General features: G+C 34.9%; 15 protein-coding genes. All 15 read right to left on the bottom strand.

Annotation, left to right across the window (positions count from 1 at the left end; genetic code table 11):
• Positions 1–133: 133 nt before the first annotated feature.
• Entirely contained in the window at positions 134–811 is a 678-nt protein-coding gene (locus FW780_RS20965; protein ID WP_149835544.1) for a hypothetical protein, read from the bottom strand.
• A gap of 8 nt (positions 812–819) precedes the next feature.
• Positions 820–1,680: a dTDP-4-dehydrorhamnose reductase gene (gene rfbD, locus FW780_RS20960; protein WP_149835543.1), complete on the bottom strand. Its 861-nt coding sequence runs from the start codon at positions 1,678–1,680 to the stop codon at positions 820–822.
• Between the two features lie 48 nt (positions 1,681–1,728).
• Positions 1,729–2,214 (bottom strand): acyl-CoA thioesterase, encoded by a 486-nt coding sequence (locus FW780_RS20955; protein WP_149835542.1) that lies wholly within the window; start codon positions 2,212–2,214, stop codon positions 1,729–1,731.
• 70 nt (positions 2,215–2,284) lie between these two features.
• Entirely contained in the window at positions 2,285–2,788 is a 504-nt protein-coding gene (locus FW780_RS20950) for an OmpH family outer membrane protein (protein ID WP_047377419.1), read from the bottom strand.
• A 66-nt stretch (positions 2,789–2,854) separates the two neighbouring features.
• A complete protein-coding gene (locus FW780_RS20945) occupies positions 2,855–3,409 on the bottom strand; it encodes an OmpH family outer membrane protein (RefSeq protein WP_149835541.1) in 555 nt (184 codons plus the stop codon).
• Between the two features lie 8 nt (positions 3,410–3,417).
• Positions 3,418–5,952: an outer membrane protein assembly factor BamA gene (bamA, locus tag FW780_RS20940; RefSeq protein WP_149835540.1), complete on the bottom strand. Its 2,535-nt coding sequence runs from the start codon at positions 5,950–5,952 to the stop codon at positions 3,418–3,420.
• 28 nt (positions 5,953–5,980) lie between these two features.
• Positions 5,981–6,730, bottom strand: a complete 750-nt coding sequence (locus FW780_RS20935; RefSeq protein ID WP_149835539.1) for an isoprenyl transferase — start codon at positions 6,728–6,730, stop codon at positions 5,981–5,983.
• A 1-nt stretch (position 6,731) separates the two neighbouring features.
• Entirely contained in the window at positions 6,732–7,622 is an 891-nt protein-coding gene (porG, locus tag FW780_RS20930) for a type IX secretion system protein PorG (RefSeq protein WP_149835538.1), read from the bottom strand.
• A 213-nt stretch (positions 7,623–7,835) separates the two neighbouring features.
• Positions 7,836–10,334, bottom strand: coding sequence for a polysaccharide biosynthesis tyrosine autokinase (locus FW780_RS20925; protein WP_149835537.1), 2,499 nt, complete (start codon positions 10,332–10,334; stop codon positions 7,836–7,838).
• A gap of 2 nt (positions 10,335–10,336) precedes the next feature.
• Positions 10,337–11,221, bottom strand: coding sequence for a polysaccharide biosynthesis/export family protein (locus FW780_RS20920; protein WP_149835536.1), 885 nt, complete (start codon positions 11,219–11,221; stop codon positions 10,337–10,339).
• A gap of 36 nt (positions 11,222–11,257) precedes the next feature.
• Positions 11,258–12,376, bottom strand: coding sequence for a glycosyltransferase family 4 protein (locus FW780_RS20915; RefSeq protein ID WP_149835535.1), 1,119 nt, complete (start codon positions 12,374–12,376; stop codon positions 11,258–11,260).
• A gap of 113 nt (positions 12,377–12,489) precedes the next feature.
• Entirely contained in the window at positions 12,490–13,491 is a 1,002-nt protein-coding gene (locus FW780_RS20910; RefSeq protein WP_149835534.1) for a glycosyltransferase family 2 protein, read from the bottom strand.
• A 3-nt stretch (positions 13,492–13,494) separates the two neighbouring features.
• Entirely contained in the window at positions 13,495–14,565 is a 1,071-nt protein-coding gene (locus tag FW780_RS20905) for a formimidoylglutamase (protein ID WP_149835533.1), read from the bottom strand.
• A 224-nt stretch (positions 14,566–14,789) separates the two neighbouring features.
• On the bottom strand, positions 14,790–15,164 hold the full coding sequence (locus FW780_RS20900) for a hypothetical protein (protein ID WP_149835532.1): 375 nt from the start codon (positions 15,162–15,164) through the stop codon (positions 14,790–14,792).
• Between the two features lie 378 nt (positions 15,165–15,542).
• Positions 15,543–18,119: a type I DNA topoisomerase gene (gene topA, locus FW780_RS20895; protein WP_149835531.1), complete on the bottom strand. Its 2,577-nt coding sequence runs from the start codon at positions 18,117–18,119 to the stop codon at positions 15,543–15,545.
• Between the last annotated feature and the right edge of the window lie 112 nt (positions 18,120–18,231).

The raw sequence follows: 18,231 nt of genomic DNA, 5'->3' as shown, positions 1-18,231 counted from the left end.
TAACATAAATTTTACCGTTTCGTAATATTAAGCCCTAATCCACTGGAAAGCAGAGTGAAAAATTTTAAACAATTGTTCTTAATTTAAATTTACCAAAAGTAAAACCAGTAATAATGCTGCTACAGCCTATTGCTTAAGGGTTGCTTTCTTTGTAAATAGCACTCAAAAATTCGGCATAAGACTTTTCCAGACCGATAATATCGCCGGATTTTAGATTCAAACCTCCTACTCCCGAGTTATCCGGCTTTACTTTTAAGGAAGAAACCTGAAAGTATAAGTTATCATCATTCGTTTTTGGCTGAACTTTGACAGTAGAACCTAACAGTTTTTTGGTTGAAATTGTATAGATTTCTCCCGGAACAATTTTTAATTTTAAAAATGATCTTGGAGAAATAATATAGTCTTTACGGTTGATGTTTATTTTCTGATCTTTTTCAGAGGATGCAAATATATACATCTCGCCATGCTGGGCTGCCAATTTTTCTTTAGGTGTATAATATAAAGCAATCTTATAATTGGCGGCATTGAATGCCTGAGCTGTTCCATCTACATTTTCAAAAGGTTTTAATTCAAAAGTATTGGCACCGATCTCTTTTGCTTTTTTATAAACTAAGGAAAATATAAGCGCATCATCTTTTGAAAAGCCCTGAACTTCTACTTCTCCTAAATAAACGGCATCAGCAGCGCCTTCTTTTTTATAAAAGAATTTATCCGGATTATCATTTGTTTTTTCGACTTTAGTCAAATAAACATTTTGTGCGTTTAAAAGCTGGATACACAGTACAGAAAAGATGATTGCAATATTCTTCATATATATTATTATTGTAAAAGTGTATCAACACATTCTTCAAGACTGTTTTCCCAATGTTTGGGTTCTATTTTGTAAGTCTCTTCTATTTTATCCAAAGACATTGTACTTCTTACGGGTCTTTTGGCAGGTGTTGGATACTGTTCGGTTGTTAATGGATTCAATTTTACTGAAGATTTTGAAAATTCAGCAATTTTTTTGGCAAATTCAAACCATGTGGTCTCCGGATAGTTTGAGAAGTGGAAGATACCATAGGTTTTATGATGGGCTTCGATGATTTCCATGATAGCTTCTGCCAGGTCATTTGCATTGGTTGGCTGTCCAAACTGATCAGCAACTATTCCCAATTCTTTTTTCTGAGAGAAAAGATTCAACATAGTTTTCACAAAGTTCTTATTGAATTCTGAGTACAGCCATGAGGTTCTCAGGATAATGGTTTTAGGATTAATTTCCAGAGCAAGTTCTTCTCCTTTTCTTTTTGATTCTCCATATACTCCTATTGGATTGGTAAAATCGTCTTCAGCGTATGGAAGGTTTGTAGTTCCATCAAAAACATAGTCTGTAGAAATATGGATCAGGGTAGATTTGAAATCTGCACACGCCTGAGCAAGGTGAGCTACACCATCAGCATTTACCGCAAAAGCTTTTTCTTTTTCGGTTTCAGCAAGATCTACCGCTGTATATGCTGAAGCATTGATGCAGTAATCAGGTTTGTTGTCATAAAAGAAGTCGTTCACCTGATCTTCATTGGTAACATCAAGAGTGGATGAGTCTGTAAATAAGAATTCATATTGATGTTCAAAGTCTGGAGCTATTTTTCTAATGCAGTTTCCTAATTGTCCGTTGCTTCCTATTACTGCTATTTTTTTCATTTATATATTATTAATTTTTAAATTGGAATCTTCAATAAGAGTTTCTGACTAAGAATTTTTTGCATTTTGGCTTCTTAAAAACTTCACTCTTGACTGGAAGTCTTTCTGAATCAAATCTACATAAAACTTGTCGAAAATTTCTTTGATATCTTCGGGATGAACTTCAGATTTTCTTGTTTTGACATTGAAATAAATAACAGTTACCCAAAGTACGGCATGAATTGTTTTTTCATCTAAACTTTTCATCAGGATTTCAACTTTTGCAGTTCTATCCTGTACATCGATGGTTTTGCTGCTGATTACAACCTGAGTGTTATATCTTACTTCTTTTATATAAGCTATTTCATTTTGAATGGCAATCCAGGTACAGCCGGTTTTCTTGGTATATTCTTCGTATGTAAATCCATAAAATGTTTCTACATGATCTTCTCTGGCATTGAACATATAATCAAGATATTTTACATTATTCAAATGTCCGATGGGATCACAGTCACTAAACCTAACTTTTACCGTAGTTGATACTTCTTTTTCCATTCCGCAAAAATAAAAAAACCACCTCTAAAAGAGGTGGTTAGTTTTATAAATCTTTGTTAATTTGCTGAAATTATTGAACTCCTAGTTCTTTCTTCACAGCTGGAGTAGCGTCTGGTCCTGCTTTATAAAGGAATGCAGTTGAGTTAGCATCCATAATATAATCGTATCCGTTAGCTTTAGCTACTTTTTCTACTGCATCGTTCAGTTTTTTCTCAACTGGTCCGAAAGCCAAATCCTGCTTAGCCTGTAGATCTTTTTGAGCTTTGTCCTGCATTTGCTGGATTTCTTCAGCTAATTTTTTCATTTCAGCTTCTCTTGCTGCGTTTTCGTCAGCTGTTTTTTTCGGAGCTTCTGTTTGATATTGCTGATATTTAGTTTGAGCTGCGTCAGCTTTTTTCTTAATCTCAGCTTGTTTAGTATCTAAGAATGTTTTAAGATCAGCATCTGCTTTCTTTTTCTCCGGCATAGCGTTAAGAACTCCCATTACATCTAAAGTAGCAATTTTTTGAGCTTTTGCCATACCTACAGATACAACCATCATTACTGCTGCAAATAATACACTTAATTTTTTCATAATTGGTAAATAAATAATTTAATTTGTTTTTAGATTTTAAAATATAGCAAAAGTTAATTTTAAAAATTATTTTTTGCTTTTGCTATTTGTTTTTTCCTTCTTGTCTGTTCCTTTCAATAGAATAGACAATACTTTTTCGGTGTAATCATATTTTGATTGAAGGAAAATAACACTAATGTTATTGCTTTTATCAAGAACTATGCCCAATCCATTTTTTTCGGACATTGTTTTGATGGCTCCCCAAATCTGATCCTGAAAAGGCAAAACAAGGTTTGTTCTCAGTTTTGTAATTTCACCGTTAGCTCCAAAACGTAAGCTAGTAGTCGTTTTAATATTTTTATCAAGGTCTACAACTTCTTTTTCTCTCAATTTAAGCTGGTCACCTATCAATAATACTTTTTCACTTTCAAAAGCAGCTTTTTTTCTTTCATATTCAGATTGAAGAGTTTGAAGTTCTGACTCCCATGTATCGATCTGAGAATTCAGTCTTGCTTCAGCTTCTTTATACTGAGGTAATTTATTTAAAATTTCATTAGTATCCACTACTCCAATTTTCTGGGCATTGCTGAATCCAAAAAGCAAAAGTAATGCGAATGTGAAAATTATTTTAAAGTGCTTCATATTTGTAATTATAATGTTTGGTTCATCAAGAAGTGGTTTCTCCATCCGGACTTATCACCTGATAATGTCTTATCAAGACCTAGTGCGAAGTCAAATCCGATCAATCCAAATGCTCCCATATAAACTCTTACTCCAATTCCGACTGATCTTTTCAACTGGAATGGGCTGTAAGAACTCCATGAGTTCCATACGTTACCACCTTCAGCAAATGTCAATGCATAGATTTTTGCAGTCTGGCTCATTGAGATTGGGTATCTTAATTCTAAAGTAAATCTGTTATAGATTGTACCCCCACCTGTCTGCGTAATATCATCTGCCTGGCCTCCTTCTGTACTGGCATTTTCATATCCTCTTAAAGGAATTAATTCTCTACCGTCATATCTACCTCCGAAAAGACCTGTACCTCCCATATAGAATCTTTCAAATGGCGGAGCCCCCAATTGGCTGTTATATCCGTCCATGAATCCCATTTCCGCAGAAGATCTTAAGACAAGTTTTCCAATGATTTCATTGTATACATCTGCCTTGAATTTAATCTTATAGAATTCCATCCACTTATATTTGTCAATAGCTGACATAGTAGAATAATCTTTCTTTTTAAACAATGAGTATGGAGGAGTCAGTTTTGCTGAAAGCTCAATATTGGATCCCATTGTCGGGAAGATAGGGTCGATACCGGCTGAGTTTCTGCTCAATCCTAAGTTTACACTAAAGTTATTGGCAGTACCATTAGTTTCTGTAGTATTTCCAAACTGGAAAGGATAGTTATTGAAGTCATACTTCTGGAACTGTAATCCTGTATAAAGTGAGAAATAATCATCCGGCCAGTTCAATAGTCTGTTTAAACCTACTGAAGCGGAGAAAATATTCAATTTTTGAGCAGCTCCGTATTGATCTGTATATCTTACTCTTGAGTTATTTAAACTTACAGAAAGGGCTGTTGGTCTTGTACCAAATAACCATGGTTCTGTAAATGACACCCCATAATTCTGGAAGTACTGTCCGGCCTGAACCTGAATAGAGAACGTTTGCCCGTCTCCCTGAGGTACTGGTTTGAAGTCTTTAAACTTAAGGAAGTTCTTTAATGAGAAGTTATTAAAAGTCAATCCTAAAGTACCGATGAAGCTGTTACCACCGTAACCAGCCTGCAGCTGTACCTGAGAAGACCCTTTTTCTACCAGTTTCCAGTTAATATCAACGGTATTATCTACCTGGTTTGGCTGAATATCCTGACCGATCTGCTGAGGGTCAAAGAATGACATCCCTGCTAAATCAAAGTAAGTTCTTTTAATTTCAGTTTTCTTAAATAGCTCTCCCGGTTTTGTTCTTAATGCTCTTAGAATTACGTGGTCATGGGTTGTAGTATTCCCCTGCCATGTTACTTTATTCCAAGTAGCCTGCTCTCCTTCATTAATTCTAACTTCAAGATTTACAGCATCTCCTGACACTGATTTCTCAACAGGTGTTACATTGGAGAAAAGGTAACCATTGTTCATGTAAACAGATTTAATATCTGAATCATCTTCTTTACCTCCGTCTTCTCCAACTTTTTTGTTGAATCCTACAGCATCGTAAATATCTCCTTTTTTGTATCCTAATAATCTTTGTAAATATTCTGTAGAGTATACGGTATTACCTGTGAACGTAACGTCCCCGATGTAATATTTTTTACCCTCGTTAAGTTTTACATTGATTTCGTAGTTATTTCTTTTATTTCTCCAAACTGAGTCTGAAACGATTTTTGCATCTCTATATCCCAGGGAGTTATAATAACTGATAAGACCTTGCTTATCTTCCTGATATTTATCTTCAATGAATTTTGAGGATTTCAAAATACCACCAATACCGAAACGTTTTTGTTTTGTTTCTTTGAAAGCTTTGTTTCTCAGCTTTCTATCGGTTACATTTTCGTTTCCTTCAAATTCAATATGATCAATCTTAATTCTTTTCCCTTTCTCTACATTGATGGTCCAGTCTACTAAAGCAGGATCTCCCGCGTTTACTTTATCCTGAATACTGATTTTGGCATCTGCAAAACCTTTTTTAATATAATCTTTAGGGACATTCGTTTTAAGACTAGAAACTAAGTTTTGAGTAATCTTAGTTCCTGGCTTAAGGTTGTTATCCTTTGCCAGTTTTTCACTTTTAGATTTACCAATTCCTTTTCCTGCGAATTTTACTTCTCCAAGCTCTTTCAGATCCTGCAGGTGAAATTTCAGAACGATTGTCTGTCCTTCAATGCTTTGAACATAAACCTCCACTTCAGAAAAAGATTGGGTATCCCAAAGTTTTTTAACAGCATTGCTGATTTTCTGTCCTGGAATGTCTACGCTTTCTCCCTTGGTAAGACCTGTAAATCTTAAGATCTGAGCTGGTGTATATTTTTTTACCCCATCTACAACGATGTCTTTAAGTGTATAAGTTCCTGCCTCATTTTCTGCATGAACAGCATTATTTACTTTTGTGCTGTCTTGTGGAGTTACTTGTCCATAAAAATGTGCAGAAGCAGCAAACATAATGATGGGTAATAGTCTAAACTTCATTTTATCGAGTCTTTCTTTTCTTAAAATTTTATTGGCCTTTTACTTGCTCACCGGTTAACCCGTATCTTCTTTCTTTGTTTTGATAATCAACAATACATTGGAAGAAAATATCTTTGGTAAAGTCCGGCCACAGAACATTTAAAAACTGTAGTTCTGCATAAGCAATCTGCCAAAGCAGGAAATTACTTATTCTTATTTCACCGCTGGTTCTGATCAGTAAGTCTACAGGAGGAAAATCTTTTGTATAAAGATAGCTTTCAAATAAACCTTCGTTAATATTTTCTACCTCTACTTTTCCTTCTTTTACATCAGAACTTATATTTTTAACGGCTTCCAATATTTCATTTTGTGAGCCATAGCTTATAGCCAATACAAGGTTTCCTTTTGTGTTTTCTTTTGTGAGTTCTACCACACGTTCCAACTGCTCTTTTACTAAAGCAGGGAGTTTTTCCAGGTTACCTATCACATGCATTCTCAATCCTTTGCTGAAGATCTCTTCTGCCTCAAGCAGTAAGGTTTCTACCAACAGGTTCATCAGAGTATTCACTTCTTCAGTTGGACGGCTCCAATTTTCCGAAGAGAATGTATAAAGTGTTAAGTAAGGGATATTAATCTCATTACATGCATTAATAGCATTTCTTACTGCATTAATGGCATTTTTGTGACCGAAAGTTCTTTCTTCGCCACGTGATTTAGCCCATCTTCCATTACCATCCATAATGATGGCTACGTGCTTTGGTAAATTCTCAGAATTTATTTTATCTTTAATCAACGACATATTATTCACAATAACATGGAGGTCTTCCGAACGAATACGTAAGTCCTAAACTGAAAGTATTCATCCAGTCCTTCGATCTACTATCTCCAATATTTCTCTTTTTAATAAACTCTGCTTCTCTTTCCTTAGAAACTGCATAGTAATTTCCTGACTGCAATAATGAACCTCCGGTTGCCGGGTCCAAAATATCTGCATTAAAAGAAGTTATTACATCTTTGTCAAGGATCTTACTATGATCCAACTGATCCGTCAATGTATATCTGAATGTAGCTTCTGCAAATATTGCCCAAGAATGGTTAAATTTATACTTCAAACCCACACCAAAAGGAATATGCATTGTTACTTTTTTCCCTAATGAATATTCTGTTTTCGTAGTAAAATCCAATTCATTGATTGGAGCCTGCGCCACACCATCCGCATCTCTTCTGAAATCATTCATAAGAGTAGCTTTAGGAGCATCAAACATCAAAGCACCAACCCCTCCGAAGATATAAGGGCTCAGCATGCTGATCTGCTCATTATTTACAGGGAAAAAGTTATATTCAAACATTAAACTCGCCTCATACACGTTATTTTTTCCGTATGAGTTTCTATTTCTTCTATAATCTTCTTTCGCAGCTTTATCACTAAACTGAACCTGGTTGTATCCTAAATCCAATCTAACAGTCTGATGCGGGTTAAAATTAAATCTGTATAACAAACCTCCATAAAATGGGATGCCCCAATCTGACACTCTGTTTAAATCCAACGGCTTCTGTAAAATATAATTTGTCCTTCCTACATCTCCCACTAGGTTACTCATACCTAGACGAACTCCCAATTCGTTTCTTTGTGCTTTAACACTTACCATTCCAAGGAAGGCAAGGAAGCTAAACAATAATTTTTTATTCATAAAAGAATATGGATTTATGGTTATTTTAAAATTTAATTTTTGCAAATATAAAACATTTTTATATTAATGATAATCTTAATGTTTAGTTAAAAATAAACAAAAAAACATAATTTGTTATAAAGTAAACGGCAAAGTGGCAAAAATATTCTTTTTTTCATAGAATGAAAATACATTAAATATGAAAAAACCCCCATTAAATGGGGGTTTAATGCTTTATTTTTTATTAAATAATACCTGTACTTTATTTCTGATCCTTATCAGTAATGGCTCTTTATAATTTTTATCTTCATCAAAATATCCGTAACCGTAGCCATATCCGTAGCCATAACCGTAACCGTAACCCTGTTTTGTATTATAATCATTATAAACAAGTCCCAAATTATCGATTTCATCATTATGATACTTTTCCGTAATCATTTTCAGCATATACTTTTCTGTATATTCATGACGTACTACATAAATATTGGCATCAGAATGCTTCATTAGCTCATATGAATCCGCTACAAGTCCTACCGGTGGTGAATCTATAATAATGAAATCATATTTTTCTTTCAGTTCTTCTATAAATCTGATGTTTCTCTGACTCATTAAAAGCTCAGAAGGGTTAGGAGGAATAGGTCCAGAAGTGGCAACATCCAGATTTGGAATTTTTGTTTTATTGACAATCTGATCAATTCCTACTTCTCCGGTCAGATAATTTGAAATACCATATTTATTATCAATCTTGAAGTCTCCGAAGATTTTTGGTTTTCTAAGGTCCATCCCCAATAGGATTGTTTTTTTATCACTTAATCCTATTACAGATGCCAGGTTAATGGAAATATAAGTTTTCCCTTCTCCTCCGATAGATGATGTGATTAATATAACCTTACCTTTTTGATCTTCATTATCCATCAAAAATCTCATATTGGCTCTTATCCCCCTGAAAGCTTCTGATACAGATGATTTTGGCTGTTCCAGAACGGTAAGCATATTTTCATTGCTGTTATTTCCAATAACCCCAAGAAGTGGAATTTTTGTAGCACTTAAAAGTTCTTTGATATTTCGGATCTTGCTGTCAAATACTTCACCAATAAGGATAAATAACAGTGGCAGTAGCAACATTCCTGAAATAATAGCTGTTTTTGCTAATTTCACATTAGGCCCAATTGGTCTTTGTCCTAAATTTTTAGCCGGGTCAATAACGGTTATATCAGACTGATTGGTAGCCATTCTCATCTGAGTATCACTCTGTCTGCCCAAAAGACTGTTATAAGTAGCTTCAATCATGTTATAACCTCTCTCTGCATCAAGATATTTTCTTTCTTTTTCAGGATAAGTCGCTAAATCAGAATTGGCACCAGCCATTTCACGATCTATTTTATTGATTTCTTCATAATATCTGTTGTAATAGTTTCTCAAACTATTGGATGACCCCATTTTTGCTTCATCAATAAGCCTGTTGATTTCTCTCATAGGTTCTGATGACGGCTTATAAATAGTGGCCATTTCTGATCTTTTGGTATATAAAGCTTTAAGTTCAGAAACCGTTGCTGAGAAAACACCATCTTCAAAACCTGCAGCATTTGTTCCGATCATTTTATCGAAATTCTGAGACTGAAGTGTATTCTTAATATTGTTCAGAGAACTGATTTTGCTGATGATATCTGCTTTTTTAGCTTCAAGTTCTTTTATTTTTTCAAGAGATTTTTCATCTCTGTCTTTAATGTTATAAAGTTTTTCAGAAGTTTTTAAATAATTAAGCACATTCGCACTTGAATCAAGTTTTTTACGGACGTTCCCAAGATTATCTTTTAAGAAGATGTCTGTATTCTTATTAACGATATTTTTATCTGCCAGTCGCTTTTTCTGCAGTTCTGCAACAGATTTATTCAGGAAATTAACCGTACTATTAAGGTTGTATCCTTTTTTAGTAATAATCATTATAGACCTGATTTCTTTATCAAAGTCTACACCTGTGGTAGAAACAATTTCATCTACACTCTGGTTGACAGAGTTCAGGTTAATAATAATATTATCCAGCTTAATTTTGGTAGGAACAGGGTTTTTAAGCAGTCTGAATCTCAGGTTAGGAGAATTATACCACTCATTAATTTTGATGGTTTTATCTGCTGGCCTGCTATAAGAGTTAATATCCTGGAATCCTTCTACTTCATAGTTATATAAGTTTGTAGATTCTCCTTCTTCGGGTAAAATTACTTCATATGCCCCATTTCCTTTCGGTATCAGCGTAATAGGGTAATTGATCTGCTGAAGGTGTTTTTTATCAATCTGAAGAAAAACGGGTGAATCATCTTTGTCAAGATAAGTGGATTTTATAAGTCCTTTAGTAGAATAGTTTACAAAAAGATCTAATTCTTTCACCAAAAATTCGTTGTGAGATCGGGATAAAAGCATTTTCTTCAAATAAAGCCCATCCTGATTTCCTGTATCTCCCCAAATGAAGTTAATAGATTGGTTAGACTGAGTAGGCAGAAATTCGGAAGCGTTACTAGAGGTACTTAATGATAAATCTGATGCATAAATATTTTGTGCATAATATTTACTATATACCCATGCTATAGCATAGCCAATGACCAACATCACTACAAACCAGTACCAGTTTTTAAGAATCCTTCTTAAAAAGTGTTCTAAATCAAATAATGCAAATGTCCCGGATATATCTTTCTGAGAATTTTTCTTCTCTGCAGTGTTTACTCTTTCTGGAATCATGACTAAAGATTTTTAAGGAGTAAATAAATAGACAATGCTGTGGTAATTACAGAAACTCCTGTAGTCAAAGTCTGGATTGGGTCTTTTCCGAATCCATTCAAGCTTTTCGCTCTTGTATTCAGATAAATTTCGTCTCCGTTCTGGACATAATAATAAGGAGAGTTCATAAGGTCTTCACGGGTAAGATCTATTTTGGCAATTTTGATTCCTTCCGGAAGTTTTCTGTGGATAACGACTTCTTTTTTATCAATAGTTCTGTTTAATCCGCCGTTAATAGCCAATGCCTCTGTAATGGTAAGAGTATTTTTGTGGGCTACTTTTTCGCCTGAAAGTCCTGTAGTTTCCACATCACCAAGAATATAATAGGTAATACCGTCTGTATTCAGTCGTACTTCGGATTTACCTTCCTGGAAATTTTCATTTACTTTATCCTGTATTTCTTTTGTAATATCATCTAGGGTTCTTCCTTCAGCTTTTACATATCCGATCCCGAACACATTGATATCTCCATTGGAATCCACCTTCAGTCCGTTAAAATAAAAGTTCATATTTCCGCCTCTACCTCCTCCGGCATTACCACCAACTATACCTCCTACATTACCACCTCCTGATATTGCAGAACTTGTCACCCCTCCACCGGCAACTCCGCCTGAAGTATTGTAAGAGGAATAAAACTGTGCTGCATCTCCTTTGGGAGTCGTCACAATATTAAGATTAAGGATGTCATTTTTGGTAATCCTGTACACGGGAATATTGTACGGGATAAGACCTTCTTCGTTAATGACAAGGCTTTCGCTTGGCTGTAGGTACCTCACATCCTTTGTTGTGATACATGAAGTAACTAAAAAAGGGAATATTAAAAATAAATACTTAAAATTCTTCATCATATTTTGAATATTGTTTACAAAAGTAATATTTAATTGTTAATTTTTGTTATTTCTTAATCGATATAACAAATCTGGCAGATAAGCACCGAAAAAGCCTAATGAAATAATCACCAATAATAACAGATTGACATCAATATGTCTTAAATAATAAGCAACCCCCACAATCATCAAATAGTAAAGAATGATATAAAAAGTAGATCTTCTATGGGTAAGATTTAGTCTCAACAGCTTATGGTGAATGTGGTTTTTATCTGCGTCGAATGGTGATTTTTTATTATAAAGTCTGATAATAATGACATTTAATGTATCTACGATCGGAAGAATCAGGATCGCTACAGCAACTACCGGAGCAGACTGAAGGTGATACCTTGGTACATCTACCAGATTTTTATCAATAAAAATATCTATGAAACAAATGGAGGTAAAGGCCAGTAAGAAGCCAAGCAGCATGGATCCGGTATCTCCCATAAATATTTTAAGGGTACGGTAGTTGGACAGGTTATAATACAGGAAGGCCAATACAGTCCCAATAATTACAACAGATAATACAACCAGCGGATAATTATATTCTCCCAGTCGGTAATAACTTATTCCAAATAAAGCGCTGCAGATTACAGAATAACCACCTGCCAATCCGTCTATCCCATCGATCAGGTTGAAAGCGTTGATCAGAATAATAAAGGTGATAATACTGAACAGAACACTTACAAAATATTCCAGCTCATACACTCCAAGTATTCCAAATAAGCTTCTTATTCTGATATCTGAACCAATAACTATCAGTGAAGATACTACAATTTGTGCAACAAGTTTTTTATAAGCCCTCATCACAACAATATCATCCATTACCCCTACATAGAGCAGGATAATTAATGAGGCAAATAAAAATTTGTAAAGATCAAACAACTCATAGGCAAAAATAGAGGCACAGATTCCAATTGAATAGAAAATGGCAATTCCACCAAGGTTGGGAATTTCTCTAAGATGCGAACTTCTTATCCCAGGCTCATCCATCAGATTCTTTCTTCTTGAGATCTTGACAATGGTAGGAATAGAGAAAAAGGTAATTAAAAAGGCGAATACGAAACCAAGTCCTATTTTTATATAGAAAATAGGTATTCCCGATCCGCTTAAGAACAATTCAAAATTTTTCATTCTTTTTTATTCAGCACTTGTATCTCTCAATAAAAACTTATAATGCAGGCCTTATAAAGAACTTCATCATCATTTTCTATTGCCCGAAACAACAGCACGTACATTTGTGTTTATTAAATTAGCTTTCTTATCAACCTTTGCTGTCCTCCAAAAAACAGCAGATAAAAAATTTTTTTCTTCAGAGGCAAAGATAAAAGATAATTCTTACCAAAACGACTATACTTCAATATATCTTGAATTTTTATTTGTCTTTCCTTCATAAAAAGAAACAACTGATCAGACATATGATAAAATATCTCCTCTTTTTTCACAAAGGCCAGATAAGCCAGATATGAATAAACTCCTTCAAAAATCTGAAAGTTTTTTAATTCTTCTTTTTTTTGAGAATATTGAGATTCATTGAATACTTTTTCCACATCAGCCACTGCTTTCAGCATATCAAGTCCTTTTTCTGTATGGGTTTTTGTAATAGAATCTGTACGTTCAAGATATTGATAATGGAAATTTTGGGTTTGGGCAATAGCATCGCAGTCCAATAAAAGTTGTGGAATCAGCTGAATATCTTCAAAATGAACTCCTTTTTTAAATCTTCTCTGATTAAAAAGTTCTTTTTTGAAGAGTTTATTGCATGCAAAATAGCTGATATCTGAGAATACTGAAAAATTACTTTCAAGGTTAATTTTCTCGGACATGTTAGGAAGCTGAGTCAGTTTTTGGGTAACCTTCCCGGTTTCGTCAACTTTCTGAATATTGCAGATCACCATTTTTGCCTGATGTTTCTCTCCCAACTGAAGCATTTCTTCAAACATCGTTTCGGAGACATAATCATCACTGTCTACAAAGCCTATATAATCTCCGGCCGCCCTGTCAAGACCAAAATTGCGGGCATCACTTAAACCTCCGTTTTCTTTGGTAAAAGCTTTTATTTTTTCCGGATATCTTTGTGCATATTCTTCTATGATTTTTCCAGAATCATCTTTACTACCATCGTTCACTACAAGAATCTCAATGCTGGAAAGACTTTGTTTTACCAGAGAGTCAAGGCATTTTGTCAGATAATTTTCGACATTATAAACAGGAACAATAACGGATACTTTTGGGGGAACATTTGTCATACATTACATTTTCGTCAGTCTTGCATTCAGCCAGCCTTTTTTAGCTTCATCAAAATCTTTTCTGGAACACGGAATGCAGTTTTCTATATTTTCATCATCACCAAAATACCACAAATTACTGAAAGTATCACGCTTGAAAGCATACTGCCTGTCGTCTATCAAAACATAAAACAGTTCATAATGTCTTTCTTTCGGGTGGGAATGCTGGATATTGATTCCTTCAATCAGATACCATAACATTTGTGCTAAAAGCTGGTGATTCAACTGGTTTTCTGAATAAATATTATAATTAAAGATCCCTACAGATTTCAGATTTTCACTCAATCCGATTTCTTTCATATAGGCACAAATCTCTCTTCTGTTTAGTCCATTTACCTGTGGATTCATGGAAAAGGGTTCGCTGAAACTTTCCACAGCATCACAATTTACTGTTACCAGATCTGCTTTTCTGAAAAAAGGTTCTGTTTTTTCTGTAGAATTCATCATTTCAGCAAGACGGATGATATCAAATTCTACTTCTTTGATCAATCTTACAGAATCCATTTCATTCAAATGCTTTTGATATCCTAAATGATGATAATTTTTAATGGAAAAATTTTTGGCTCCAAAGATTTTGCCCAAAAAAGTATGTTCATTGATTGTTTCACCCTGCTGAAGGGAAATAATATTACTGATCTGGGTATAGTTGATATTTTTCTGATGAAAATTCAGAGCAGAGAATAATGAAAAGGCAAAATCATTAGATCCACCCACAATCACCGGAATTGCTCTTTTGTAATGACATGCCGACAGTACTTCCTGCAAAATATAATGGGTATCCTGCACAGATTTCCCAGACACCAGATCTCCAAGATCTACAACAGGAATTTCAAAATCCATCTGCGAAAGTTTATAAAACTCTTTCCTCACGGCTGTAAAATCCTGCACTTCTGCATCTCCGCCCACTCCTCTGTAATCAGACACAAACAAAAGAACAATACTGTCTTCTTTGATATCTTTTGTAATCCGATTTCCTATCTGCCAGCTTTCTGTTTTGAAATTTCTTGGTGAAATGATAAAGTCTCCGAAATCCATATTTTAATTTGAATGTAATAAATTTATTAATTGCTTGACGTAACAAACATACAAAAAACATAGGAACTGAATAAGACATACAGCTTTTGTTCATAAAAAAAGCCATCAACATCAACTAACGGCTTTATATTTTCATCAACCTTATTTTTTTATAAACCTGTAAAACAAATCCGTCTCACCTATGATGAGACGGACTTTTTTATTCTAATTTGGATATTAACTGATTAGCATTTTCCGAATGACTGACTGATAATCGTTATTCCACCGATAATAATAGTAACTCTGATTCCTGTTGGAATTCCCCAGGTAGTACATATAGATAAGCAAGCCTGACCAGCTGTTCCATTAGGAATACTTAACGGGATGCTGAAACAGTATTTCCCAAAACCTAATGGTAAGTTGATACAAACCTTATTGTTCTCAACAGTAATTGATATACACTCTGCTGTTACAAGAAGATAACCTGCGCTGGCGTTGGCAAGGCTTAAGTCCGAGTCTGCCCCTGATGAACGGCGACTTGCCTGACTGTCTTCGTGTGATCTTTTTGCTGCTTCTAATGCGTGCGAAATAGCTTCTTCGCTAAATTTAAATTCTGACATGATTTGATAGTTTTGTTTTTCTTACTCGTTTGGCTTTTCAGAATACGCCTCGTTTTTAAAGTGGTTTCTGAACTCCACCTTTTGTAATATTACGATGTAAAACTACAGAATTAAAACACTGAATATCACAGTCTTAGTACTGATTTTTTCATTTCCGTATTTATACTTAGAACTAAGTAATCATGGTCATTTGCCAACAATTAAATCCCATAACAGGGAAATTAAGTCAATATAATACCATATATGATATTACTTTTTCAAATGATTTCAAAGAAAATCACAATCATAAATCAATGACATCATTTAGCAGTTTACTTTATAAAAACAAAAAAAGCACAGACCCAAATCTGTGCTTTCCTATTTTATTAAAAAATCATTTTATTTCTTAGCTGCCGGTTTCTTAGCTGCAGGCTTTTTCGCTGTTGTAGCAGCCTTTTTAGTTGTGGCTGCTTTTTTAGCTGCTGGTTTTTTCTTTTCTGCAAAAGCTTTAGGATCCTGATCTGTAATCCATTTTTTAACCTCATCTAAAGAAAGTTCTTTCAATTCATCAGCTTCATATTTTGTATCGTCTGCTTTCTTCGGAATTTTGAACATTGCTTTTCCGAATTTGATGAAAGGTCCCCATCTTCCGTTTTCAATAGAAATTTTTTCTTTTTCCCACTGCTGGATATATCGGTTGGCTTCTTTTTCAAGCTTCGCATCAATTAATTCATTGATATCACTTTGAGAAAGATTTTCAAAGTCATATTTCTTTGGAACATTTACAAAAATAGCTTTGTATTTGATAAATGGTCCGAATCTTCCTGTTCCTTTTGTAACCGGCTCACCTTTGTAAGTGGCAATTGGAGCATCAGCAATTTTCTTTTCGTTGATAATTTCTTCCGCACGCTTCTGATCTACAGAAAGAGGATCTTCTCCTTTCGGAATGCTGATATACGTTTCTCCCCATTTTACATAAGGTCCAAATCTACCAACACCTACAGAAACTGACTGTCCGTCAACTTCATTTAAATCAAAAGGCAGTTTGAATAATTCTAACGCTTCTTCAAAAGTAATGGTAGCAATATTCTGACCTGTCATTAATGAAGCAAAAATCGGTTTTTCTTCATCATCCGTTTCTCCGATCTGAATCATAGCTCCAAATCTTCCGATTCTTGCATGAACATTTTTACCAGTCTTAGGATCTACTCCTAATAGCCTGTCTCCTGTTGCACGGTCTGCATTTTCTTCTACATCTTCAATTCTCGGATGGAATTTTGAGTAGAAATTCGTCATCATCTCTTTCCATTTCTGGTCACCACTTGCAATTTCGTCAAAGCTTTCTTCTACTCTTGCCGTGAAACCGTAGTCTAGGATTTCTCTGAAGTTATCTGTCAGGAAATCGTTTACCACTTCACCTATATCTGTAGGAATAAATTTATTTTTATCGCCTCCGAATTTCTCTTCAAGAACTACTTTTTTGATCTTATCTTTTGCTAAAGACATTTTGATCACTTCGCGGGTATGCGGTTCAATTTCTCTCTTGTCTACATATTCTCTGTTCTGAATCGTCTGAATCGTCGGAGCATAAGTAGATGGTCTCCCAATCCCTAATTCTTCAAGTTTTCTCACCAATCCGGCTTCGGTATATCTTGCACTTGGTCGTGTGAATTTTTCAGTAGCGGTAATGGTTTTATAATTCAATACCTCTCCTACACTCACTTTCGGCAGCAATTTATCATTGCTCTCCTCATCTTCATCTTCTGTTTTTACAATACCATAAGCTTTCAGGAAACCATCGAATATGATTACTTCTCCCTGCGCTTCAAAGTGATGAGGCAATGATGCATTTCCGATTTCGATCACAGTTTTCTCAATTTTGGCATTGGCCATCTGAGAAGCCAGTGTTCTTCTGTATATGAGTTGGTATAACTTATTCAGTTGGGCATCTCCTATACTTTTCACTCCAAAATCCGTAGGACGGATTGCTTCGTGAGCTTCCTGTGCAGAAGCTGATTTGGTAGTATAGTTTCTTGGAGAAGAATATTCTGCTCCGTATTCTGATGTAATTTGTTTTTTTGCTCCTTCAATAGCTTCCTGAGAAAGGTTTACTGAGTCTGTTCTCATATAGGTAATGTATCCTTCTTCATACAGTCTTTGTGCCAGACGCATGGTATTGGTTACATTATATCCAAGTCTTGAGGAAGCCTCCTGCTGTAATGTAGAAGTTGTAAATGGAGCTGAAGCGGAACGTGTACCCGGTTTGGTTTCAACATTCAGAACTTTAAATTCTGTAGTTTTTGCCTTCTCAAGGAATTTTTCTGCTTCTTCTTCTTTTTCAAAGTCTTTTTTCAGTTTGGCAGCTATTTCCTGCTCTGTTTTATTTAAAAAGATTCCGTCTAGCTTAAAGCTCGCTTTTGGTGTAAACTCACGAATTTCTTTTTCTCTTTCAACAATTAATCGTACTGCTACAGATTGTACTCTTCCCGCAGATAGTCCCGGTTTTACTTTCTTCCATAAAACGGGTGACATTTCAAAACCTACAATTCTGTCCAGCACTCTTCTTGCCTGCTGAGCATTTACTAAGTTCTGATCTATATCTCTGGGATTGTCGATTGCTTTTAGAATGGCATTTTTGGTAATCTCATGGAAAACAATTCTTTTTCTGTTTTCAGGCTTCAACTTCAATTCATCCGCAAGGTGCCATGCAATAGCCTCTCCTTCGCGGTCCTCATCGGAAGCGAGCCATACCATATCGGCTTTCTTTACTGCAGCCTTTAATTCGGTTACCAATTTCTTCTTGTCTGCGGAAACTTCGTAATCAGGACTGAATGTAGTAAGGTCTATCCCCATTCCTTTTTTAGGAAGGTCCCGGATATGTCCGAAACTGGATTTCACTTCAAAATCCTTTCCTAAATATTTTTGAATAGTTTTTGCTTTTGCCGGGGACTCTACGATTACTAAATTTTTCGACATTCTAACTAAAAATTTTTGCAAAAGTAAAGCTTTTTTATTATATACTTTTTGTAAAACGGGTTTAATTTAACAATCCAGATGGTTTATACCCCTTTTCACCACCCATTTTTTA

Origin of the sequence: Chryseobacterium sediminis, from assembly GCF_008386505.1 — a bacterium.
Classification (GTDB): domain Bacteria; phylum Bacteroidota; class Bacteroidia; order Flavobacteriales; family Weeksellaceae; genus Chryseobacterium; species Chryseobacterium sediminis.
This window is presented reverse-complemented; position numbering and strand designations above follow the sequence as displayed.